The sequence below is a fragment of the Anabaena sp. CA = ATCC 33047 genome, assembly GCF_963870205.1.
In the GTDB taxonomy this organism is placed as follows: Bacteria; Cyanobacteriota; Cyanobacteriia; order Cyanobacteriales; family Nostocaceae; genus Trichormus.
Genome location: NZ_CAWMSA010000027.1, coordinates 21,651 through 46,117, shown reverse-complemented (window position 1 = coordinate 46,117; position 24,467 = coordinate 21,651). Strand labels below are relative to the sequence as shown.

Below are 24,467 nucleotides of genomic sequence, written 5' to 3'. Positions count from 1 at the left end.
ATGACTAATGACTAATAACTAATGACTGACGTAGTTGTAATTGGTAGCGGTATTGGTGGTTTGAGTTGTGCGGCTATTTTGGCTCGCTATGGGTTTGAGGTGACGGTCTGCGAGAGTCATTCTATTCCCGGTGGGGCGGCGCACAGTTTTGAACGTCAGGGGTTTAAATTTGACTGTGGCCCTTCTCTCTACTCTGGGTTGTCTTATAGTCCTTCTGTTAACCCCTTGCGCCAAGTTCTTGATGCAGTTGGCGTTGATTTACCTTGTGTTAACTATGATACCTGGGGCTGTCGTTTACCAGAAGGTGATTTTGATACCGCAGTCGGAGGCGACCAATTTTGTGAGGTTTTAGCGAGACTGCGGGGACAGGATGCTGTCAAAGAATGGCGAGAGTTACAAAAGGTGATGTCCCCACTCGCCCAAGCTGCGATCGCTCTGCCTCCATCTGCTTTACGCTTAGATATAGGTGCAGCTTTGACTGTGGGTAAATTTGCCCCATCTTTAGCTAAACATTCTGTTAATGTTCTCAAGTTAACGGGGTCTTTTGACCGGATAATGAACGGTGTAGTTCGTGACCCGTTTATTAAAAATTGGCTCAACTTGCTGTGTTTTCTCCTCTCTGGACTACCAGCATCAGGTACTAACGCTGCCGAAGTCGCTTTTATGTTCGCCGACTGGTACAAACCGGGAGTAATGTTAGATTATCCTGTCGGTGGTAGTGGTGCTTTAGTCAATGCCCTGGTGCAAGGACTAGAAAAACATGGCGGGAAATTAATCTTAGGCTCTCATGTTGAGCAAATTTTGGTAGAAGGTAAACGGGCGGTAGGTGTGAAGCTGCGAAATGGTGTAGAAATTCGGGCGCGGCGAGCAGTTGTTTCTAATGCTTCGGTGTGGGATACGCTGAAGTTATTACCAGAAGGAGCAGTACCAGCAAAGTTTCGCAGTCAACGCCAAGCTATACCTGAGTGTGATAGTTTCATGCACCTGCATCTTGGTATTGATGCTCAAGGTTTACCAGCAGATTTGGCTTGTCATTATATTGTAGTTAATGATTGGGAATTGGGGATGACTGCGCCGCAAAATGTGGTGTTGGTATCTATACCTTCCATTCTTGACCCATCCCTAGCACCACAGGGAAAACACGTAATTCACGTTTATACTCCTGGTAATGAACCTTACAAGCTTTGGGAGGGGATAGACAGGAGCAGTCAGGAATATGCACAACAAAAGCGATCGCGCTCTGAAGTGATGTGGCAAGCTTTAGAAAGAATTATTCCCGATATTCGCTGCCGTTGTGACATTACTTTGGTAGGTACGCCACTTACTCATGCTAGATTTTTACGTCGTCATCGTGGTTCTTACGGGCCTGCGATTTCCGCCGCCGAGGGTTTATTTCCGGGACACAGCACACCTTTGGCTGGGTTGATGTGCTGTGGTGATTCGACTTTTCCGGGTATCGGTTTACCTGCGGTCGCTGCTAGTGGGATGATTGTGGCTAATAGTCTTGCTTCGGTGGGTCAGCATTTGGGGATGCTTGAGGATGTTGGTGTTTTGAAACGCAAAGGAGCGCAGAGGTAAACGCAGAGGAGCGCGGAGTTTTTGTTTAGTCTGGTTTTTTGGCGATAATTGCCCGGTGTCGGGGGTCGGTGGGGACGGTCAGTGGTTCTAGAAAACCGACTTTTTGTAGGGCTGCTTCGATGTCAAAGCTGTAGTATTGGTCACTCCACGGCTCGGTGCTTTTCATGAGGGTGAAGAGGACGGGGGGTAGGTTTTGGATGACGGGCGATCGCGGGTTATTATCTACTATGGCTATATAACCACCCGGTCTGAGTAATCTTTTAGCTTCGGCGAAAATTTCCTCGCTGGCGTAACTGGGTAGTTCATGGGTGATAAACTGGAGTGTTACTAAATCAAAGGAGTTGTCTGGTAAGCCTGTATTTTCGGCTCTGCCATGAATCCACTCGGCTATTTCACTATTAACATCTCTAGTTCTAGCTACAGCCAGCATATAGGGTGACAAGTCTAAGCCGACGGTGCGAACTGGGTATCTTTCCCGGCGTTGGTAATAACGGTGTAGTGCTAAAGTGGAGACACCGACAGAACAACCAATATCTAAAATATCCCTGACTTGTTTCGGCCCGTAAGTCTCTAAGGCATCATGAAAAGTACCTCTGAGTCTAGCATGGGCATCTTCCCAAGTTAGGTTTTCTTGCGGCCATACCCGTAACGCCATCGCATAAGTCGCTGACTCGGTTTCAAAAGCAGCTTCCCAGCACAAATTCCCCTCAGAGTAAGCATGAAAGGGGACTTTGTAGTAGTCGGGATAGACAACACGGGGGTTAGTCACTGCTGATAACAGTTTTTTTGCTCCCGATGTTTGCAACGCCTGATAATTTTTCCGCCAGGGAATGCCATTTTTTTCAGCCGTTTTAATCAGGACTTGTCTGGCTTGCTGTTTCATCACCCCATAAATGGGTTTGGTTTGAATTAACAAATTAACGAAGTTGGAGAGTAAACTTTCACCAGCCCAGTCTGGTTTGCTCTTTGTGTTCATCAGCGTGAATTTAATGAAGCGATAATTGCAACTGACTATATTTTAGAGTTGAAGCGACGTACAGCAACATTCATTTATTCTAAATTGGCATTTAGTTACTGAGAAATGTAATTTCTTTAGGGCTTACACAACTGGCACATTAGTAGGGTGCGTCAGATGTCGAAAATCTGTTCATCTTGACCAAATTATCTCTTCTGACGCACCCTAAAAAAGAGTTGAATTGTTTACACGCTACAATTTAACTCTCCGGCTTTTTGAGTAAACCTACGGTTTTCCCTGTAGTCTACAGGACAATCAATTACAGCAGGGACATCTTGAGCTAAGGCTTCTTTGAGTACAGGAATTAAATCTAAAGTTGATTCAACTCGATAACCTTTTAAGCCCATACTTTCGGCTAGTTTGACAAAATCAGGATTGCCAAAATGCACAAAAGATGAATGTCCTTTACCAAAATGATTTTCTTGTTTCCACTCAATTAAACCGTAGCCACCATCATTAAAAATTAAGGTGACAAATGGTGTACCCACTCGCAAAGCTGTTTCTAATTCTTGGCAATTCATCATAAAACCACCGTCGCCGGTAGCGGCTACAACTTTGCGGTTAGGATAGACAAGTTTGGCAGCTAACGCACCAGGAATAGCTATACCCATTGCGGCGAAGCCATTAGAAATAATGCAAGTATTGGGACTATGACAATGATAATGGCGGGCAATCCACATTTTATGTGCGCCTACATCAGAAATTACAATATCATCTGGCCCCATGACTTGCCGCAAGTCATAAATTAACTTTTGCGGTTTAATGGGATAACCTTCATCATTGGCATATTGTTCATAATCAGCCCGAATATTTGTTCGTAAACTAATGGCGTAGGGGTTGGGTTTTCCTTGTCGGTCTGCTACTCTTAATATTTCCATGAGCGAATCGGAAATATCTCCGATTACTTCTACATTGGGAATATAACTACTATCGATTTCCGCAGAATTGGCGGCAATATGCACAATGGGAATTTTACCTTCAGGATTCCATTTTTTGGGGGAAAATTCAATTAAATCATAGCCAATGGCAATTACTAAATCTGTATTATCAAACCCGCAGGTGATAAAATCTCGCTGTTGTAATCCTACTGACCATAATGCTAAAGGATGAGTATAGGGAATTACACCTTTACCCATGAAGGTATTAACGACAGGGATATTCATCTGGGTGGCAAATTGCGTGACTGCATCACTAGCTTGGGCGCGAATTGCTCCATTCCCGACTAATATTATGGGGTTAACTGCTTGAGAAATAGCGGCGGCGGCTGCCCGAATGCTGGCAAAAGAAGCGTAGGTTTTTTCGATATTATCTTTATGCAATGGTTTGCCCTCTACGGGCATGGCGGCAATATTTTCTGGTAAATCTATATGGACTGCACCGGGTTTTTCTGTTTGCGATCGCTTGAAGGCTTTCCGCACTACTTCTGGTGTAATACTCGGTCTAACTATCTGTTTATTCCACTTAGTTACAGGGGCAAACATTGCCACTAAATCTAAATATTGGTGTGATTCAATGTGCATTCTATCTGTTCCCACCTGTCCCGTAATTGCCACTAATGGCGCACCGTCCAAGTTAGCATCTGCTACACCAGTCATTAAGTTTGTCGCCCCAGGGCCAAGGGTAGAAAGACACACCCCGGCTTTTCCGGTTAAACGTCCGTAAACATCCGCCATGAAAGCTGCACCCTGTTCATGACGAGTTGTAATAAATTGAATTGATGAATGTTTGATGGCTTCTAAAACGTGTAAATTCTCCTCACCTGGAAGTCCAAAAACATATTCTACCCCTTCATTTTCTAAACACTTAACTAACAATTCTGCGGTATTCATTTTAAATTCCTCACTAAATATCTGGGGAACTGGAAGGGACTGGAAGGGACTGGGAAAAACTAATACTTTATCTCATGCCCTATGCCCTATGCCCTATTCCCAATTCCTATTTCACCCAAACAGTTTTCACATTGACAAACTCATGTATCCCTTGAATACTGAGTTCTCTGCCATATCCAGAACGTTTGATACCACCAAACGGTAGTCGGGGGTCAGATTTCACTAAGCCGTTAATAAATACTGCACCGGCATCAATTTCTGTAATTAAGCGATCGCGTTCTTGGTCGTTATTTGTCCAAGCACTTGCACCTAAACCAAAGGGTGTAGCATTTGCTAGTTTAATTGCAGCATCTATATCTGGCACACGGAATAACAACGCCACTGGGCCAAAAAATTCTTCTTGGGCAATGGGCGCGTCTATCGGAATATCTATGATAATTGTTGGCGGGTAAAAGTTTCCAGAAATGTCTGATAAAGGTTGTCCACCTGTGAGGATTTTTCCCCCACTTTTAACCGCAGTTTTTACTTGTTGGTCTAAATCTTGCAGAATATCAGGTGTTGCTAATGGGCCTAAATCGGTGTCGGGAAGCATGGGATCACCAATCTTCAAGGCTGTGAATTTTTCTAATAGCAACTTCTCAAATTGATCTGCGATCGCTTCTGCTACTATAAAGCGTTTCGCTGCTATACAAGATTGACCATTATTTAACATCCGTGCTGTGGTTGCTGTCGCCACGGCTGCTGCTAAATCCGCAGTTTCTAAAACAATAAATGGGTCACTTCCGCCCAATTCCAACACAGTTTTTTTAATTTGTTTTCCCGCCGCCGCCGCTAGGGATGCACCGGCTGGTTCGCTTCCGGTTAAGGTAGCGGCTTTTACTCTGTCATCGGCGATTAAATCAGCAACTTTCGCCGCACCAATTAACAGGGTTTGAAATGCACCTTCAGGAAAACCCGCCTGGCGAATTATTTCTTCTATTGCCAAAGCGCACTGTGGCACATTAGAAGCGTGTTTGAGTAAGCCGACGTTACCCGCCATTAATGCGGGTGCTGCGAACCTAAACACCTGCCAGAAGGGGAAATTCCACGGCATGACGGCGAGAATTACGCCTAGAGGTTGATAGCGTACAAAACTATGGCTAGCATCAGTTTTCACTGTCACATCAGCTAAGAAATCGGCGGCGTGTTCGGCGTAGTAGCGACAAACCACAGCGCATTTTTCCACTTCTGCGATCGCAGCTTTGTAAGGCTTGCCCATTTCTAGAGTCATGATTTTGGCAAAATCAGCCTTTTCTTGCTCTAAAATGGACGCAGCCGCCATTAAACACTGCGATCGCTCTGCAAAACTTGTATGACGGTACTTTTCAAAAGCCTGTTGTGCCGTATCTAATTTAGCGGCAATTTCTACATCGTTGAGTGGCTCAAAGGTTTTGAGCGTCTCCCCAGTAGCGGGATTGATAGTGGCGATCGCCATTCCCTGACCTCCCGGTTTAAAATAGCTTGAGGTAGCTTCTTAGTGTTACACATATTTTTTAAGGGGGCTACCACACAAATTGTAGTCTTTGAATTTGGACTCAGTTGCTCAATCTTAAAATATTGCAATCAATTTTGCATAAAATTACACTAAATGCTTCAGTAATAATCACGAAATAGTCCCGGTTGTCCCCATGCCTCTGTGGTGAAAAAATCATCTTTTCCATACAGATAAACAATAAATAACTATTTATTTTCATTTTGATGCAATTCAGATTTATCTAAAGATGACTGACGATAGTTTTCTCTACTGGTAAAATTAGCTTGTTCCACCTGCCTAATCTCCCTTTCTAAGAAGTAGTTCAGCAGAGTTCTTAACAGTACAATAGCCCCCAGATTGAGAATATCTTGGCGTGTGGGTGCAACTGCTGTCTGCAAAATATCACTAGCAACAGTAAATTCTAAACCTAACGCTAATGCCCTGCCTAATTGCAGACGCACTACTTCAGTAGCATCAATATGTTGTTTATAACGATAAAATATTTGGCGAAAATAAATAGCAATACTGCGAAATACAGCCAATCCGATAACTACGGCGGCGGCGATTTCTGCTGCTGCTGCTAAGTAGTCAACTATCAGCTTGAGCCATAATTCCAAAGGACTTGTAGAGTCTGTTGTTGTCTCAACGTCTCCAACGTTAATCCCTAACAGTAAAACTAACCCCAAAATTAATGCTAGAGGTAGCAGAAGATTGACTAACGACTCCAGCAATGAATCTTTTTTCATCGTGATTATCTGGGTATGTCCAATTATCTTTTAAACTGATAAGTGTGACAATGGCATCTTTCTATTTGAAGAAAGCCCAGACAATTAGTTAGGATATTATTTAATGGCTATTGTAGAGACGCGATGAATCGCGTCTTTACAAATGACTAATAATTGTTGTCGCTTGTTGTAAGTTTGTTTGATAAACTTTGACTAATCTATCAATACCTTTAAAGCGATAATCTCCCATAGCTTGGAAGTCAGAAGGTTGTGAAAGTAATTGATAAGTGACTTCACTAATTACACATTCACCAGGAGGACAAATTCCTTCCATACGTGCGGCTAGGTTAATAGTAGCACCTAATGCTGTGTATTCTACTCTTTGGGAACTACCCACATCTCCCACAACCGCCTTACCAGTATTAATCGCAATGCGTAATTGTAGGGGTTCTTGCCAAAAACCGTTGGCATTGAGATGTTTTAAACGAGTTAGCATACCTTTAGCGGCGGCTGTGGCGCGCTCGGCATGGTCGGCTTGCGGTTCGGGTGCGCCAAAAAATGCCATGATACAATCACCGATATATTTATCTAACGTACCGCCACAAGCAAACACTTCTTGTAGCATTTCTTCAAATAAGTTATTTAATAATTGAGCGATCGCAGTTGGTGTTAACCTTTCAGAAATAGCCGTAAAACCTACTAAATCTGCAAACAAAATACTAATTTCACTCTCCGCCGGCGGTAAACGTCCATCAGGTAAACCACCGACAGAAATCAACTGCTGTACTACCGCCGGAGAATGATATCTTTCTAAGCGATGGCGAATTACTTCTTCGGTTTTGAGTTTTTCTGCTAGTAACCAACGTTGTACACTGGAAGCCACAAGATTAGCTAACGCTGAAAAAAAGCTGAGTTCTTCCTCTCCTTCATTTTCCCAATGGTAAGAAGAAAGATGAGCATCCGCATAAAGCACACCTACTACTTTATTTTCATCCCATAAAGGTACAGCCATAGCACTACGAATACCTTTAAGTAAAATGCTATATTCTCCTGAAAATCTTTCATCTTTTTGAGTATCAGCAGTTTGAATCACTACTTTTTCTGCAAATACTTTTTGACAAATACTCCGACTAATCCAACTAGCATCAGCTAATAAATAATGCTGTTCAGTTTTGTTTCTCGTAGCAGCATTGATTAACTCTAAATCACCACAACCATTCACATCAATTAATAAAGCCAGGCGGTCAATACTGCTAAGATAACGAAATACAACTTGTTCAACTTGTGAAAAAATCTCTTCTATAGATGCTGCTGCACAAAGATTTTTGGCTATATCTACTAAATCTTTGAGCCGGGCTATAGTTTTATTCTTATTGCCAATATCACTATCTTGACTATCAGCTTCTATCCATTGCTGTTGTAGTTCTTTGGCGTTCCGAAAAATTGTTCTTTGTTCCGCAGTCTCCGCAACGGTTACTAGCTTCGTTGGTGATGTCGGTGTGGCAGGAATTTCAAACAGCACAATTAAATTCACATTCCCTAACCAAATGACATCACCGTGTTTGAGCTTTTGAGCGTTGCTAATAAAACTTTGATTAACCTGTGTCCCGTTTTTACTACCCAAATCCTCAATTACCCATGTACCATCAGCCTGTTTGACGATTTGGGCGTGTTTGCGGGAAACTCCCCCGAAAGGTAAGTATAAGTTACATTCTGGCAACCTACCAATTGTGAATACATCTTGATTCACAGTCACATTTGTTTCCGTATCTCCCTGGTGTAAGCGTAAAGTCAGTTCAGTCATGAGTGTGATGTGTTTATCCTGGGGGTTGGGGGCGCAAACAGATTTCAGTCAGGGTTATCCCTTTTACCATTTCTTTATGGCACTGTTCATAGCGAACGACAACTATTTGTAGTAAACATCACTTTAACCCTGTATTCCGTGAGATGCAGTGAGGATCACCCCAGTTTCTTCTTCTCCGTATTAAATAATACTAACTCGTGAAAATACTTACAGAAAAATATTCATAGAATTTTTAAACAAGATTAAGTATTTTTACGTAAGACAATTTTTCGTAATCCTCAAAAAAGCTTTTAGAATAATAATTGTAATTTCAAATAGCTAATTGCAGCTTATTAGCAAATTGTAATTTTTATTACTGATATTCTTGAGTCAGAATAGCCTGCCGTAGCAGACTATATACATGACTTTCCTGACTCCTGCATTTTTTGTTGAGATGAATTTCGGACAGGTTCCATGATCAAATATCACCAATTGGCAAAATATCTCGGTGTTTTATGTTTATCAGTAGTGTTAACAGCTGATTTAGTCAGTCCTTCAGCAGTTGCTCAAACTAGAATTAAATCTTCTGTCGGTAAAGCTGTGACATTCTCCTGTCAGGACAATGAGACAACCATCAAATTAAAAAATGGCCCCAAGGTTGTCAATGGACTGACTACTATCTATATCGGTTATCAGCAAGTATCATCTATCAACCAAAATCCCATCCTCATCCGTTTTGACAATGGACGCAGAAGATGGTGCCGTACTGACTACGAAACTACACTCGATGATGGTACAGGCTACGGATTATATTGGGATGGTGGCAAAAATATGTATGGTGTGTTTAGTGCCACCGGCACCCAGAATGGTAATGATTTTCGTCGTTTTGCTACTCAAGGTTGGCTAACTTCTTATGGTAGCGGCGGTGGTGCAAAAGTCGCGGTTCTCACCCGGATCGATCCCGGCAATGGTAATATTACCAGGGCAAGTTTTTTATCTGCTAGAAAACCTAGTGATGGTAAAACTAATTCTTTAGTTGTTACTGGTTTGTCATGGAATGGGAAAGCTTTGACTGTGAATGCACAGTCTTGGTGGTCTCCCCGTCGCCGTGATCGAAGTTCCATGACTTGTTCTGGTTCATCACCTTTTCAATATACGGTGGTATTTAGTGGTGACTTAAAAAGGGTAGATTCGGCTTCAGCTGTTAACTGTAGGTAATTCTAAGGGGAGAGTGCCTAATAAACCTTTGCGGTAATCTGTTAACAGTTGTCTAGCTGTTCTCTCTACATCACCTTGATAGCGATGTTCTGCTAATGCGTGTAAGTACGATTCTCCTGTGTAGGGTATGGGGTCGAGTTCGTAACGCGAATACAAGGGTGATTTCGGTAGTAACTCACCGGCTTGTTCTAACAAAGAGTTAAGTATATCTACGAATGCAGCCGCTACTAACTGGTTATCATAAGATGCTTGACCGATATCATCACAAATTGCTAGTTTGACTGCTGCTTCTTGATTTCCCAATTTAGCGGGAATGACTCCGGGTGCATCTAATAATTCCAACTGATCAGAAATGCGTACCCAGCGCAATTGACGCGTCACCCCTGGACGGGCTGCACTTTCGACTACACGCTTGCCTAATAACCGATTGATTAAGGCTGATTTACCGACGTTGGGAAAACCAATCACTACAGCCCGGACACGACGAGGTAACATCCCGCGATCGCGTCTTCTTTGATTGACTGCTACCCCTGCGGCTTGGGCGGCTTTGGCAACGGCTGCCACGCCTTGACCATGTTGTGCATTGGTAAAATAGGGAACTACATCCCGATTGTTAAAGTAATCTGTCCACAGCGATCGCACCTGGACTGGTATCATATCTAACCTATTTAATACCAAAACTCGCGGTTTATTTCCTACCCACTCATCGATTTGCGGGTGGTGTGTAGCTAAAGGAATCCGCGCGTCTCGTACCTCAAATACTACATCTACCAGGGATAGCTGTTGTTTAAGATTCTTTTCCGCCTTGGCAATATGACCAGGATACCACTGAATCAGGTTTAATTTATAGTTATCTGTTAAGCCCATAGTTTGGGGATTGGGGATTGGGAATTGGGGATTGGGAATTGGGGATTGGGGATTGGGGAACAACTTATTTTACTATTCTCCCCTGCACCCTGCTGCCTTGTTCCCTTTATTATCCCCTATGGCTTTGATGTAAAATCAAACGATTGCCATCAGGATCGTAGGCGTAAATTTCTCTGCCGTGGGAGGCGATCGCAATTTCTCCTGGTGGTGGATAACCTAAATTTACCAGATGGGCGATCGCTGCTTCTAAGTCACTCACCTCTAAACATAAACTCATTTTGCTGGCTGCTGCGTTTTGAAATTCTGCATTATCTCGGTTTTTCGGGCGAAAAATCCCTAATTTCAAACCAGCCATCTGAAACTCAGCATAGACGTTAGGAATAACATTTATTGGGTTTTCTGTCAACAAATTACTATAAAAATTTACTAATTGATCGAGATTAAAGGTGGCTATTGTGACAATTGCACCTGTACATTGAAAACTCATATCATCCAGATGGAATTGTAATGATAAACTCTGCACCCTTTCCTGGGGTTGAAATACACTCTAATTTACCTTGGTGTTTGTTGACAATAATTTGATAGCTAATTGACAAACCCATCCCCGTACCTTTTCCTATAGGTTTTGTGGTGAAAAACGGATCAAATAAGTGAGTGCGTACTTCTTCCGTCATACCGGGGCCATTATCTACAATGCGAATCCGGGCTTGTTGATCGGCAGTAAGTTCAGTATGTATGAGAATTTGCGGTTGAGTCAACACTTGAGGATGGTTAACTGTTGACTGTTGAATATTGTCTAAGCCTTCTTCTAAAGCATCAATGGCATTAGCTAACAAATTCATAAACACCTGATTGATCTGCCCGGCGTGACAGGCTATTTTTGGTAAATTGCCATACTGTTTAATGATTTTAATGTCGCTATATCCCGTTTTAGGTTTCAGACGGTTTTGTAGTAGTAATAAAGTGCTATCAATACCTTCATGAATATCTACAGACTTCATGCCATCTTCATCTATGCGCGAGAAATTTCGTAAAGACAGAACTATCTGCCGGATACGTTCAGCCCCTAAATTTATAGAATCTAGGAGTTTGGGCAAATCTTGACTGAGAAAATCTAAATCTATCTCGTAGATGTGTTCATGAATTTCTGGCACTGGTGGGCAGTAATGCTGTTGATATAGTTCTACCAACTCCAACAAATCGCTAACATATTCACGGGCATGGTTAATATTACCGTAAATAAAATTAACCGGGTTATTGATTTCGTGGGCAATACCTGCTACTAATTGTCCCAAGCTGGACATTTTTTCAGTGTGAATTAATTGCACTTGGGTTTGCTGCAATTCTAATAAAGTGGCTTCTAATTGCTGGGCTTTTTCTTGGGCAGTTTTCGCCACTTCTTTAAATTTAGCTTCAGATAGCCGTAATGCTTCTTCTGTTTGTTTGCGCTTAATGCCAATAGCAATTTCATGGGCGACAATTGCCAAACTTTCAAAGGTAGAATCGCTGAGTGTTTGGCGAGAAAACATTGCTATTACCCCTAGGGTTTCTCCTTCCACAATTAAGGGATAACCCGCAAATGCTACCATACCCTCTTGTTTAGCCCATTCTTTGTTACCCACGCGGGGATCTGTTTGTACGGAGTTGGTGAGGTGGGGTTTTCCTTCTTCGGCGATTAAACCAATTTTAAATTTTCCTACTGGTACAAATCTATGGGGGCCATTAATGTGGGTGTACATTCCAGAACTGACTTGCAACTCTAGAATATTTTCTTCTTTGTTCAATGTCCAGATGCGGGCAAAGGCTGCATTGAGATGTTTGACTATGGCTTCGGTGCAACCCTGCATCATTTCCTGTAAACTGGAACTTTGCGCCAGGAAACTATCAACTTCAGCCCGAAAGTTTGCTAACTTGACTCTCTCTGCTAGTGCTTCTTCTGTGAGTTTGCGGGCGGTAATATCATGACCAATACCAAGACAGTACAAAACTTTGCCATTGGCATCTTTAATAGTTGTGGCATTACTTGTATGCCAACGCCAACTGCCATCTTTATGTTTTACTCTATATTCTACATCTTCTTGGTTTTCACCTGTGTTAACAATTTTTGACAAATATTCTACACAATGTGGCACATCATCAGGATGGATAAAGGGGACAAAAGATTGACCAATTACCTCAGATAAATCATGTCCTAAAATTTTAGTCCAATTGGGTGAAACATAGGAAAATCTCCCTTCATTGGTGAAGATGTAAATAATATTATTGTCATTTTGTAAAATTGTTTGGAAGTTAATGTTACCGTGTAAAAATTCTGTTTCTATAGCTTGTTTAACTTCCCGAATTAAAACTATAATTTCTTGTGATTGTAAGGATAGTAATCTAGCTTCACAGGTACAAATTCTGTGGGATAATGCAAAATTATAAGTAAAATTGACTGGTAATTTTGTTTGTATAACTTGGGCGATCGCCTGGTGAAAATTGCCTCTAATATGTGGTGGTAGGTATTCTAATAGAGGTTTACCGGGAATTATCTCTGCTAATCTCTCTGTATATTCGGATTGCCCTGGTTTATAATCTAAAATATTACCCTCAGCATCCAGCCGGAAATATGTGTCTGGTATTAATGTTAAAATCGCTGCCAATTCTGAATTTCTTTGGCATAACTGCTGTTTGTTAATATCGTGTTCTGCAATTTCACCTTGTAGTTCTTCTAAAATATTTTTTGCCCCTATAAATTCTTTTTTTGATTCTAACACCGCTTGATATTCCTGATGTTATGGATAAGTTTTTATTTGATGGGAAATTTTAGGATTTATCTACAAAAATGTTCTCTAGTTTTTTAAAAAATTTTATTGTCACATAGTACCTTGTCATTACTTATCATATATATAGACAATTCCTATGAAGCAGAATTTATATGCTTTGACTTGTGTTTGCTACATATACTAATTCATTTTGTTGCAAAAACAATTAGTATGATTACTGAAAGTTAACAGCACAAACTGAGGAAAAAAAGGCAAAAATATCTAAATATATTGAATCTGGCTGCGAAAATTCACTCTTGACTTGTAAGGGAATACCAAAAATTGACGCTGAGGAATGTCAAAGATGGGATAAATTAGCTTGACGCATACCGTAAGCGGCACTGCTTGGCAAAAATAATCATCTGAAGTTATCCCAAAATAGATAAATTCTCGGCAAATCATCCGTAAGATAGCCTTAACACCTTGTAAAGATAAAAGTTACTGGCTTTTTGTGTGTTATAAAGCTCACAGAAAATCATGTTATTGTAAGGCTACTCTATGGAACTAGAAAAAATTGGACGTTTTAAAGAGTACGGCGAACTTATTCTCGGAAAAATAGATTCTGTTCCGCAAACCCCTTCTAAACAAGAAGATTGGATTCCCACAAGCTTAGATGATTGTATTTTGCGTCTCCGGGAAGCTGCGGAGAAAACTGTAGAACTGGCTACTTCGCCTGTAAAAATTGGTGTGATGGGTGAGTTTAGTAGCGGTAAAACTTTACTTTTAGGCAGCTTAATCGGTTATGGCGATGCGTTACCGATTAGTGAAAATCCTACCACCGGGAATGTCACGGCTATTCATCTCATCCCCCAAGAAGGCTTCTCAACTACACAGGTGGGTAACTTTACTGTGGAGTATTTGACGCGGGAGGGGGTGAATGAGTGTTTGCGGTTTATGCTAGGGGAAGCTAACCGGCGCACAATAGCGGCTGGACTTTCTCCCATCCCTGCCGCTAAACTCAGTTCTGGACAAGAAATTCTCAATTGGTGTGCAGAAACTTGGAATAGCAGCAATAATTTAGAGTTACGTTATTTGCTGCGGGAGTTGGTATTGTTTGTCCGCGCTTACAGTTCCTATGGGGATGCTTTGTGTGGTAGACGTTACGTGATTGATGCGGCGATCGCTCGTGAAGGGTTACAATTGGCAGACCAACCAATGGCTATTCAAACCCTCAGTTTTGAAGAGTTACCCCCAGCGCATATTCGTTTACCAAGTCCACCGCAAAAGTTAGCAACTAAGCTTTTACAAAATAGTTTCCCCTTAATTCGCCGGATTGATATTGAAGTTAAAATTTCTCCAGAAATTTGGGATGTTACAGGTGCTAATAATTTTATTCTCTTAGATTTTCCGGGTTTGGGGGCGGCGAATTCTGGCGCGAGGGATACGTTTTTATCTCTGCGAGAATTGGCGGAAGTGCAGACGATTTTGGTACTCCTGAATGGTAAGTCACCGGGAAGCGATCGCGCCAATAAAATTTTCACGATGATGCAACAACAGCGTCCCGGACAAGATTTAAAAGATTTAATTTTAGTCGGGGTGGGAAGATTTGATCAGTTACCTTTAGAAAGTGAAGGCGGTGAACGAGAATTAGACTTTCTCATTGATCAACGTCACACTCCCCACCTGACAGCAGAGATGGTGTTACAAAAACTCAAAGTTTTACAAACTACTATCGATGGTGCAAGTGCGTTTACTATTAATAAAGACCGGATGGTTTTACTATCGCCGTTGTTGGGATTAGCGGAGTTAGCTAAACGGTCGAGTAGTCTCAAAGCTGGTTCACCGGAGTTTTTAGCAAACTTAGATTATCCTGAATATTTAGAAAGACCGAAACGACTACAACAAAAATGGCGAAGTTTGAGCGATCGCCTGTTAGAATCAGATCCACGCCATGATTTAGGGCGTAAGTTGGGTTACTTTGCTCAAGATGGGGGTATCGCCAAACTGCGGGAATTAATTCAAAATCATGTCAATACCCACGGTTTAAAACAATTATATGAAGATACCCGACGCGCGGCTGAAAATTTACGTTTACAACAAGAACACCTCAAAAACATTATTGCTGAAATTCACGCCCAAGGTATTCCCACTGGGGACGGTCAAGCTTTTCTAGACTTGAAAAATGCGATTGATAATTTAGATAAAACCTATCGTAATTTTCAAAGAGATTTAGGTACAGAACCACTTAAAGACCGTCAGGGAACAGTTGTTAGTGATGTGGTTAAAGATGAATTGACTTTTAGAGTAATTAATTGGAGTCAGTGGACTTTATTATTTAACAAAGTCAATAATGGTACGATTACGTTAACAGAATCGAAAGGTGCAGCCGGGAAGTTATTTGATCGGGGTAATCGCACTAATAATAGTATACCTACTAAGAGCGATGATTTTTATCCAGCCTTTGCCAAGACAGTCAAAGAACTAGAAGAATTTGCGCGCGATCGCATCCGTCAAGCTGTAGTAGACTTACTCAATAAATTATCGCACCACATCGCCCCAGAGCGCGACCGTCTTTTAGAAATGCTTACCCCAGACATGGAACAAGCAATTGAAGCCAAATTTGGCCCGGAAGAAGCTGATTTATTTTATCAATTGCTGTTAGGATGTGACCCGAATAAATGGCAAGATGTGATTTTAGAAGAAATTGAACAACAAGATAAATCTTTGATTCCTGAAGTTATCTTTCCCCTAGCGCGTCAGGATGAAAAACACAATATTGGTCAAATCTTTGATTGGTCGCCTGAAAAAAATTATGGTATACCTAGGTCAGCTAATCATCAATTATTCGTCTTAAGATTGCGGGATGAAATTACCGCCAGTGCCAGCTTGCATCTTGTACAGTATGTCAGCGAAGTGAATCAACAAGTCAACGCCGAACTAGAGGGAATTTTGGATCAAATTGTTCCCACTTTACAAAACCTCTCCAAAAGAGATGCGTTGCTGAGATTTATTTCCCTGGGTGACTCCCCAACGGGGGGAGAAGTTCCCAACTGGCTACAGAATCTCACAGAAATTGCTAATATTTCTGATTCCTGAATGGCTAACAGTAATCAGTAAGTAGATAGCTATTGCTGATTTAATTGTGCCTTTAAGGAAGCTGCAAAAATGCCTGTAGAAATTCAACTTGTGCCACGCTTTCAACTGCGGGTTAATTATCGGAAGTATTTAGAATTGCCTAGCATTCAACTGCTGGCTTCTGGAAACAATATCCCTCATATTTCTAGTATTACCTGCACCGTCAAAGGCGTACCAAGTGAATTAGCCAGTAAAATTCAACAGGCTTATAAAAAGTTTGATTCTGATATTCCGAAAATTTCCCAACTTGGACAATTAGAACAATATCCTTGTAAATTAGAGAAACCGCTAACCCAAGCAATCAACTGTCATTTACGGGTAATGGTGGAATATTTTGATTCTGATGATACCGGAAATCCACTGTTATCTGTACGGCAAAAAGTAGCAGCTTATTGTCATCTGTGGTCACTACCTATGCAACCAAAAACACCAAATCAATCAGGAAAAAATCCGTTTGAAATTCCTAACTACAGTGCCGAACCTAGTAACGGTAAACCGAAAAAAAGATTTCCGGGTTGGTTAGCTGTAGATTTTGGAACGTCGAATTCTACAGTTACACTTTTCGACCCGATAGAAGTCCCCATTGCGGAAATTTTACCACGAGAACAAGAGTTAAGATTGCGCGATCGCCTGTCACAATGGTTAAGTTCTCCCGCTTCTCTTGCCTTACCAGAAGTAAATGAAACTGAATGGGAAAAGTTTATCATTGATATTAGTAAAAGTCTGGAAATTGAACCCAGTCACTTAAGTGAGGTGTTTAGCAGTGATAATAAAACCAGATTTTTAGAAGCAATTCGCCAAATAGAATTATGTTTAGGTAACAGTGATAGATTTCGTCGCGCCGTCAGCAAGAAACTTTATCAAATATATCATGAAGTCTTCCGCGTCCCGACTTTAGAATCACAGAATTTAATCCCAGTGGTTTTAGATATTGACCGCCGTGACACCGAGATTCCCAGTGAGTTAGAAGTGGTGAATTTAGACGGTTTAAAATTGCGGATGGGGAGAGAAGCTAGAGATAATCGCAAGAAAGCCATAGCACAAGGAAGCAGCAGTTCCTTAACAGAAATTATCAGCAGATTTCACCATTCACCCAAACGTTATTTTGGACAAGATAAAAAATTTTCTGTGCTGTGGGATGGCAAAGAAGATATAATTAATGTTAACCAACTTATTCAAGCAGCTTGGGCGCATTTAATTACATTAACTGAAGATTATCGTCAACGCGCTAGACGCAGGTTTTCCGAAGGGGATTTTTTAACAGCAGTCGTCACCTATCCCACCGTTGCACCCCCTGTAGTGCGGAAAGAAGTTAAGGAATTAGTTGAACAGTTGGGAATTGATGATGTACAAACAGCTTATGATGAAGCTGTATCTGTTGCTATCTTCTTTTTATGGCGAGAATTTGGCGGCAATCTCAACATCGGAATAGAATCTTTTAAAACCCGTTGTCGCCAAGAGAAAAATAAATGGTCACAAAATGTTTTAGTGTTAGATATTGGTGGGGGGACTACAGACTTAGCATTAATTGAATTGACCTTAGAAGATAGTACACCATTTTTTGCCAATCATGAAGATAGAGGTTTAGGCGGACGTTATTATAAACTGACTCCAAAATTGTTAGGTTCATCTGGACATTTACAGTTAGGTGGTGAGTTAATTACCTTAAAAGTGTTTAGACTATTAAAAGTTGCGATCGCCGACTGTTTATTAACAGCAGTAACTAGAGGAGATATCGAAAGCGATAAACTCGAAGACTTAATCAACGCCGAATTAAATGAACGCTTTTTAGAACAAGGTAAATTTAAAAGTGGCAGTTTGTTAAAATGTATCGATAAAGAAAATCCTGAAGGTGACGCAGCTTATAAAGATGCGTTAGACACCGCCGAGAAAGTCATCCCTACCCGTTGGCAACAAGCACCGCAACGCCTACAAACATTTTACACACTTTGGGATCATGCCGAAACTGCTAAACTTAAACTAGGACAGAAATTACCCAACGATGAATGCCGATTAAGTTTTACAATTTCCGAACAGCAAATTGCAGAACTCCTCACCCAAAGCGCGATTAAATTCCAAGTTAGAAACTCAGAAAATCTCGCCGTTACTATAGATAGTCAACAATTTGAACGTGTCGCTTCCTCCGCTATCAAAGAAGCAATTGGGATAGCTAAAGGTTTAATGGAAAGTCGTCTCAGTGCTGACAACAATAATATAGATGCGTGGAACACTCGCAAAGTTGACTGGTTAATTCTCTCCGGTAAAACCTGCAATCTCGACTTAGTACAACGTCAAATTTATCAAGAGTTTAGCAAATCACCCTATTTTGTTTGGAATCCTGAACGCATCACTTTTGTTTTAGAGTACACTAAACTCGCCACCTCCGCAGGTGCTTGCTATGCAGAGAAACTGCGAAGATTGAGATTTGATCCCGAAGAATCAAAAGGTTTATTACGCAAAGGTGCAAATCAATTAGAAATAGACGTTAAAAACCTCTTTTATTATTTACCCTGCAATTTTAAGCGCAAAACCCAAAGTCATGAACTCCTCCCAGTCTTTAACGCTGGACAAGAATTATATCAACTTTCACCCTCGGAAAATGTCGCTAAAGTCCGAACAAATTGGGTAGGGATACAGTTAACTAACATTATTTATCGCCAAGACTACGAAGCTGGAGATTTACGCCTGTGGGGTAGTTTCGACGGTAAAAACCTCATGCAAAAATTGGGGATGGACGAAGCGGAGTTTTTGAAAAAAATTAAAGTTCAGTTTGAGATTGACCAAACTCTACAATTTAGTGTGTTGTTGTGTCAAGGAAATCCCCATTATTTAATCGATGTCCCCGGTATTGAGATTAGTACAGGGTTATTTACTGATGGTAAATTACAGTGGAATATTGCAGTTGAACGTGCTGATAAAGATTTAATTGATGGTGATATTGCTGTTAATGTGATTGAATCAGCGACGGTAGATCAACCTGATGCTTATCATTTAGTATTTGAAGTTGATAAAGATGGTAGCAAACCTCTGCAAGAATTCCATTATTTGCGGGATGGTACACCCAAATCAGGTTATGGTTTAATTAGTAATCCTTTACCTCCGTTTCCTCACACTAATCAGCATACTTTTTATATGTATCAAACTGATGTGGAAACTAATAGTAAAAAATGGATACGCATTGGTGCTTTAAGTAAACCTGATGTGAGTACAGATTATCCTTGTCAATATCGGGTGACGATTGATAATTTGGGGATTCTTCGCATTCACGCTGGGGATGTTCCTTATTGGACATCTACTAATTTAGAATGTCTGATGGAAGAGGGTTGTGTTTACCGTGGTGAGTTGGATTTACAACCGAATGAGGTTGATAAGGAACGTGATCCTTTTTGCGGTATACATTAGGAATTATTTCGCGCATTCGCCTTGAGGCGTTCCGCTTGCGGTAGGCGCAAAGACGCAAAGGCTTTCTTGGCGGCTTTGCATGAGATATCATAGGTAAGTTTTATGCAGCATCTCAAGCATTTATTGGCAGTAGAAAACTCAAGATTGGCTGAGTTATTACGGTATGGTTTGTATGGGTTAGACGTTTGTTTGCGAAAGGCTCAAGCTGAGTATCCCCATGACCCTGGTGTTAAAATTTGTGATGAGGTGCTGCAAGAAATTCAGGTTTTGTTAGAAGTAGAAAAGGAGGGGAACGCTAACGTAGTTAATTCTACTGTTTCTAAATTACATGATTTGCGTTTAGCTTTTGAGTCTGACTCGGAATTGAGGTTATATTTAGGTGATTGTCATTTAACAAGTGAAACTGATGGGGATTTATGGAATGAAATTCATCGCAAGTTGTTGCGAGTTCCTGAAGATTTGGCGCAGTTTTGGCGACAAAAGGCTTTAGATTTTGCTGAAGCTGTGGGTGCGATCGCAGATTATTCTCAAGTCTATCATTTACCTTTCATCCGCGATGAAATTATCTACCCCGGACTCAGAGGTACTGTAATTTGCCCTGGTTTGGGTTTATCTCAAGCAGCGTTTGAGCAAAGTAGAATTATCCCAGGATATGCTGCTGAGGAAATCACTTTATTAGCAGGTTTTTTAGGTTTATTAATTAAATTCATTGAGATTGATTCAGACTTACATCATGCTTTAAAAAGTGTGTTTAGTTTTGATATCATTCCTTTAGACTTGCAGCCAGAACAAAGAAATCAATATATTGAAGCGTTAACAGACCGTTTTCACCGTATCCAAAAAGCTGAAGAAACAGCAGACCCTTTGTTAATTGTACGCGCTTGGCTGGATATAGATGAAGCCATACACTCGTTAATTTTTGTCCCCCCAGCCGAACGTTATTCTTGGTGGGGTAAACTACAACAAGAATCACGGCGCGCTTTAAAAAAAGTGGTTGTCAGTGCTAATAATGCCGGTTACGATGTGCGAATTCGGCAATTAACGGGAATTTACGCTGATATTTGTGCGTTAACTAAAGATGATTTACAACTCGACTGCGGCGGTATCCCTGGAGAAGTTTTAGCCTGTTTGCGAGTCTATGCCAAAATTAACCATGAGGAAATTCCCGGACGCGTGATATTTCGTTCCTCAAGATAGAATTCAATAGCATAGGTGAAGATTCGGCATGGTTGGTTATCCATGTTTGCGACTTGCTAGAAGGGTGGGCATTGCTTGCAAGTTGTTCAAACCCTTAGTTTTAGGTTGTTGGATGTGCATCGCCTGGAGCTTATTGAGAATGGTGCAAGATATGATTATAGTTACTTTACAATATTCAAATCATTAATAATAATTTATTAATTTGATATTACCTATAGAAAACACACAAAATATCACTCAATGACTTGATAATTTTATAATATTTTTCATAAAATATCAAATCAAAAACATAAATAAAAAGACATTAATCCTGATATTTTTTTGAGAACCTGCCGAAAAATTTCCAGTATAACTTTTTTGTATTCAAGTTAATTCTGTCTTTAGTTAAATAGAATTAAGTGATTTACTGGTTTATTATTTTCAGGAAGATGTGTAATGTATGTAGAGCTAGCCCACACTTTAAATCCCAGATGGTTAATGCTCAGATTCAATATCTTTATGAAACATCAGTCATAGAGTAATAAAGTTTAAGTATTAATTGCAACTGTCATTAGTTAATAATTTTTTTTATAGCATTATGTTGCACATATTCCATTAATTGAGAATGGAGTTTAGTGAAAAGATATTTAGCTTTTTAATATCTAGACGATGAGCATAGTTTAGATTAATCATGTATGGGTTATAATGTTTAATTACTTAATTGATTGCCAGAGACTTATTAATATAGCTCTGTTCACCTTTGTATTAGCAACTAATCTGATTGCAGATAGAGTGAATGCAGAACATCAGTCAGATATAGAATTGAGAGTATCTAATAACTTTACTGATAAAAAAAACACAGTTTTTACACAAAGTTTCCCTTTAAAACCGACTAGAGATATTCCTAATCTTCAAGATACGAATATTCCCACCCCAATTATACCATTACAAAAACCAGATATTAATGATGAGGAATCTGATACTCCAACTGAGCAGAATGAAAAACCTATTCTGCAAAAAAAAGATTTAGAAATATTTATATTAAATGCACTGACTAATAGTGCTATTAGGTATCCTTGGATAATTGATCCTAGAGATAACTTTACTTTTTATTCTGCGCCATTTAATCCTATAGCAAATACAAAATATATTGAATATTCTCTGAAATTTTCGACGGAAGATCCTGTATTTAACCGTTTTACATTTGCCAATTTTCCTAAACAAGACCAATTTTATTGGGTGCTACCTGGTAATCGGGTTGTCATAGAAACCAAGGGATGGCAAAGTGGAGTTACGTACCAAGGAGCAACTACAAACACTCAACGTAGAGAGTCGATTAGATTAACTCAAAGACTTTGGGGAATGCAGGCAGTTTCATCTCTACCGCAAGGTGTTCAAGAACTAACACAAGCAATTGGTACTAACCAATTTACTATCGAATCAATTGCGGCGGAAGTAATTAATCCAGTGGGGGTTGAGACTGCCCCCGTTGTGATTAATTCTAGAGGTAATCCCAATAATTCGATATCTTCAGTTGTACCTAATGTTTCATCATTGAGTACAGATCAATATCCGTTAATCTTGCAAAATTTTCCTACCAGTAATTTACAACCATTATTAGGAGAAGTAACTTTGACTCGTGGAGAAATAATTTCTCCAGAGACTTTACAACAAGCCGGATTTACTTGGGGTAATCCTGTTACTGGGCAAAAAACTCAATTTCAAGCTGAAATCACATCCTATCCTGGGATTAAGGTTGGCAATAGAGAAGAATTTGGTAATGTTGATTTATATAACATCTTACTAAATCAATCTATTAGTACAAATCAACGCAGTTCTTATTATTTAAACTCTCTCTATTGGGTGACTTTAGGTGAAAGCCAAAGTCTGTTAGGAATTAGAGATAAAATAGAACAACATGATTGGCATAGATTTTATCTGAGCTATTCTCATAATAGAACTCTATTAGAGTATGACCCTTTAGAAGCTAAAGCCACTTATACTAATATTGCTACTAATCCTGGTGTTTCTTTATCTTTATCCTTTTCTGAAAGACAAATAGATAAATCACAAACTGCTAAATCTACATTAGGAATGTTGCTAGGTAGTATTTTGGAATTAATAGATTTTTCTGAGCTAGAAGCAAGTTTACATGAGGCTAAAGAGCGATATTCCCGACAAGATAATTTTGCGGTTTTAGATTCAAAGGCAACCCCAGAACAAAGAAGACAAATTAATCAAATACTTAACAGAACCCTATATTTAGGTAATCAGAATAGTGGATTAGAGCAAGTTTCTGGAATTCTCAGCTTTCCCAGTACCATTACCCTCAATAGTTCCAGTATTTTTCAAATTCGTACTGGTAATCATCGGCGTTTAGTTCAGGTTTTTGATGGTAATCGCACCTGGAGAGCAGGAGAAACTTTTATTTCTAAAGCTGATGTTTCTAATCAAAGTTTTGGCCCTTTATCATCTGTTAGTATACCTATACCCTCCCAACAAACACCTAACCGTTCATCGGCTGTACAAGTGACTTTAACTGCTCCTAATGGGCAACAGTTTATTCAGAATTTAAGTTCGGCGAATCTGACATCATTTCCAATTAATGTTCGTGCCTTTGATATGGCTTTTGATCGGATCGAGTTAAGTCAAGATGGCAAAATTACTAATTATTTTCAAGCTTTTGATGGATATTTATATTTACCTACTATAGAAGCTTTGTGGGCTGCTGCTTCTGGTAACTGGAATTACGGTATTAGTTCAGGTATGTGGTTGAACTTGAATACAGATACTGCATTTAATATTACAAATAATTTGGGAATTTTAGAGCCAACACTAGGCATTTATTTTAACGGAGTCTTGAATTATATCAGCACTCATGTAGCAGTGGATGCAGAAGGACGAACTGAATCTATTACTAACCATATTCCATCATTACAATTGTATTGGAATAGTGAAGTTAATTTTTTAAATCCTGCTTATCTGAATATGAGTTACTTGTTTTCTCATCAAAATAGAAATTTAAATTATTCTTTATCTACAGCAATTCTATTTTTAGATAATCAATTCAGTATTACACCAGTAGGATTATTTCAAGGAAAATTAGGTTTTAATACAGGTTTAGAATTTAGTAATTCTCTAGAAATTAGAGGGGATTTATTCTATACCTTGGAAGGTTTACAACAAGTTAGTCCTCAGTGGGCTTTTGGTGCTTATCTACAGAATTTTAAAAATACTGAACGAGATACAGGAAATCGAGTTGCTGATTTTACCTATGGATTATTGCTGCGGCGTAATATTCCTGGTAGTGGTAATTTTTGGCAGTCTCGTATTGGGATGAGTGGAGACAACTTTGAAGCACTTTTTCAAGGTGGTTTTAGGTTTTAATATTTGTAAGATATCTTATTTTATATATCTCAAATAATTAAACTAATTAATTAACACACATCCCTTCCATGATGGGGAAGGGATGGATGTTAATT

At 40.0% G+C, this 24,467-nt stretch carries 14 protein-coding genes; 6 read left to right on the top strand and 8 right to left on the bottom strand.

All coding sequences use genetic code 11. From position 1 onward, the window contains the following. Positions 1-21 precede the first annotated feature (21 nt). Entirely contained in the window at positions 22-1,578 is a 1,557-nt protein-coding gene (locus AACS98_RS06590; RefSeq protein ID WP_066377539.1) for a phytoene desaturase family protein, read from the top strand. A gap of 25 nt (positions 1,579-1,603) precedes the next feature. Here the strand turns inward: AACS98_RS06590 and AACS98_RS06585 are convergent, their stop codons facing one another. The 5 genes from AACS98_RS06585 to AACS98_RS06565 all read right to left on the bottom strand — a co-directional run bounded on the left by AACS98_RS06585 (position 1,604) and on the right by AACS98_RS06565 (position 8,464). Continuing rightward, on the bottom strand, positions 1,604-2,554 hold the full coding sequence (locus AACS98_RS06585; RefSeq protein ID WP_066377538.1) for a class I SAM-dependent methyltransferase: 951 nt from the start codon (positions 2,552-2,554) through the stop codon (positions 1,604-1,606). 224 nt (positions 2,555-2,778) lie between these two features. After that, positions 2,779-4,422 carry an acetolactate synthase large subunit gene (locus AACS98_RS06580; RefSeq protein WP_066377537.1) on the bottom strand — a complete coding sequence of 548 codons (1,644 nt, stop codon included), beginning with the start codon at positions 4,420-4,422 and terminating at the stop codon, positions 2,779-2,781. Positions 4,423-4,528: 106 nt separating this feature from the next. Continuing rightward, positions 4,529-5,896, bottom strand: a complete 1,368-nt coding sequence (locus AACS98_RS06575; RefSeq protein WP_066377536.1) for an NAD-dependent succinate-semialdehyde dehydrogenase — start codon at positions 5,894-5,896, stop codon at positions 4,529-4,531. Positions 5,897-6,141: 245 nt separating this feature from the next. Continuing rightward, positions 6,142-6,681 carry a DUF1622 domain-containing protein gene (locus AACS98_RS06570; protein WP_066377534.1) on the bottom strand — a complete coding sequence of 180 codons (540 nt, stop codon included), beginning with the start codon at positions 6,679-6,681 and terminating at the stop codon, positions 6,142-6,144. A 136-nt stretch (positions 6,682-6,817) separates the two neighbouring features. Beyond that, a complete protein-coding gene (locus AACS98_RS06565) occupies positions 6,818-8,464 on the bottom strand; it encodes an adenylate/guanylate cyclase domain-containing protein (RefSeq protein WP_066377533.1) in 1,647 nt (548 codons plus the stop codon). Positions 8,465-8,917: 453 nt separating this feature from the next. On the opposite strand from AACS98_RS06565, the gene AACS98_RS06560 reads away from it, so the two are divergent. Further along, positions 8,918-9,661 carry a hypothetical protein gene (locus AACS98_RS06560; RefSeq protein ID WP_066377532.1) on the top strand — a complete coding sequence of 248 codons (744 nt, stop codon included), beginning with the start codon at positions 8,918-8,920 and terminating at the stop codon, positions 9,659-9,661. On the opposite strand, the gene ylqF is transcribed toward AACS98_RS06560, so the two are convergent. From ylqF to AACS98_RS06545, 3 genes are all read right to left on the bottom strand, one after another. After that, positions 9,641-10,528 (bottom strand): ribosome biogenesis GTPase YlqF, encoded by an 888-nt coding sequence (ylqF, locus tag AACS98_RS06555; RefSeq protein ID WP_066377581.1) that lies wholly within the window; start codon positions 10,526-10,528, stop codon positions 9,641-9,643. The two genes, AACS98_RS06560 and ylqF, sit on opposite strands and share 21 nt — an antisense overlap. A 109-nt stretch (positions 10,529-10,637) precedes the next feature. Continuing rightward, positions 10,638-11,015: a VOC family protein gene (locus tag AACS98_RS06550; RefSeq protein ID WP_066377530.1), complete on the bottom strand. Its 378-nt coding sequence runs from the start codon at positions 11,013-11,015 to the stop codon at positions 10,638-10,640. Position 11,016: 1 nt separating this feature from the next. Continuing rightward, on the bottom strand, positions 11,017-13,284 hold the full coding sequence (locus tag AACS98_RS06545; protein WP_066377529.1) for a PAS domain-containing protein: 2,268 nt from the start codon (positions 13,282-13,284) through the stop codon (positions 11,017-11,019). Between the two features lie 546 nt (positions 13,285-13,830). Here AACS98_RS06545 and AACS98_RS06540 point away from each other — a divergent pair. From AACS98_RS06540 to AACS98_RS06525, 4 genes are all read left to right on the top strand, one after another. Next, on the top strand, positions 13,831-16,368 hold the full coding sequence (locus AACS98_RS06540) for a proteasome protein (RefSeq protein ID WP_066377528.1): 2,538 nt from the start codon (positions 13,831-13,833) through the stop codon (positions 16,366-16,368). Between the two features lie 69 nt (positions 16,369-16,437). Then, complete coding sequence (locus tag AACS98_RS06535) at positions 16,438-19,809, top strand: virulence factor SrfB (RefSeq protein WP_066377527.1); 3,372 nt, start codon at positions 16,438-16,440, stop codon at positions 19,807-19,809. A 102-nt stretch (positions 19,810-19,911) separates the two neighbouring features. Next, positions 19,912-21,006 carry a hypothetical protein gene (locus AACS98_RS06530; RefSeq protein ID WP_066377526.1) on the top strand — a complete coding sequence of 365 codons (1,095 nt, stop codon included), beginning with the start codon at positions 19,912-19,914 and terminating at the stop codon, positions 21,004-21,006. Between the two features lie 684 nt (positions 21,007-21,690). Continuing rightward, entirely contained in the window at positions 21,691-24,372 is a 2,682-nt protein-coding gene (locus AACS98_RS06525; protein ID WP_066377523.1) for a hypothetical protein, read from the top strand. Positions 24,373-24,467 lie beyond the last annotated feature (95 nt).

What these genes read in the sequence shown, in the direction of transcription:
- AACS98_RS06535 (WP_066377527.1), top strand. Translation starts at nt 16,438, where the DNA reads ATGCCTGTAGAAATTCAACTTGTGCCACGCTTTCAACTGCGGGTTAAT.
- AACS98_RS06540 (WP_066377528.1), top strand. Translation starts at nt 13,831, where the DNA reads ATGGAACTAGAAAAAATTGGACGTTTTAAAGAGTACGGCGAACTTATT.
- AACS98_RS06565 (WP_066377533.1), bottom strand. Translation starts at nt 8,464, where the DNA reads ATGACTGAACTGACTTTACGCTTACACCAGGGAGATACGGAAACAAAT.
- AACS98_RS06560 (WP_066377532.1), top strand. Translation starts at nt 8,918, where the DNA reads ATGATCAAATATCACCAATTGGCAAAATATCTCGGTGTTTTATGTTTA.
- ylqF (WP_066377581.1), bottom strand. Translation starts at nt 10,528, where the DNA reads ATGGGCTTAACAGATAACTATAAATTAAACCTGATTCAGTGGTATCCT.
- AACS98_RS06550 (WP_066377530.1), bottom strand. Translation starts at nt 11,015, where the DNA reads ATGAGTTTTCAATGTACAGGTGCAATTGTCACAATAGCCACCTTTAAT.
- AACS98_RS06580 (WP_066377537.1), bottom strand. Translation starts at nt 4,422, where the DNA reads ATGAATACCGCAGAATTGTTAGTTAAGTGTTTAGAAAATGAAGGGGTA.
- AACS98_RS06590 (WP_066377539.1), top strand. Translation starts at nt 22, where the DNA reads ATGACTGACGTAGTTGTAATTGGTAGCGGTATTGGTGGTTTGAGTTGT.
- AACS98_RS06575 (WP_066377536.1), bottom strand. Translation starts at nt 5,896, where the DNA reads ATGGCGATCGCCACTATCAATCCCGCTACTGGGGAGACGCTCAAAACC.
- AACS98_RS06570 (WP_066377534.1), bottom strand. Translation starts at nt 6,681, where the DNA reads ATGAAAAAAGATTCATTGCTGGAGTCGTTAGTCAATCTTCTGCTACCT.
- AACS98_RS06525 (WP_066377523.1), top strand. Translation starts at nt 21,691, where the DNA reads ATGTTTAATTACTTAATTGATTGCCAGAGACTTATTAATATAGCTCTG.
- AACS98_RS06530 (WP_066377526.1), top strand. Translation starts at nt 19,912, where the DNA reads ATGCAGCATCTCAAGCATTTATTGGCAGTAGAAAACTCAAGATTGGCT.
- AACS98_RS06585 (WP_066377538.1), bottom strand. Translation starts at nt 2,554, where the DNA reads ATGAACACAAAGAGCAAACCAGACTGGGCTGGTGAAAGTTTACTCTCC.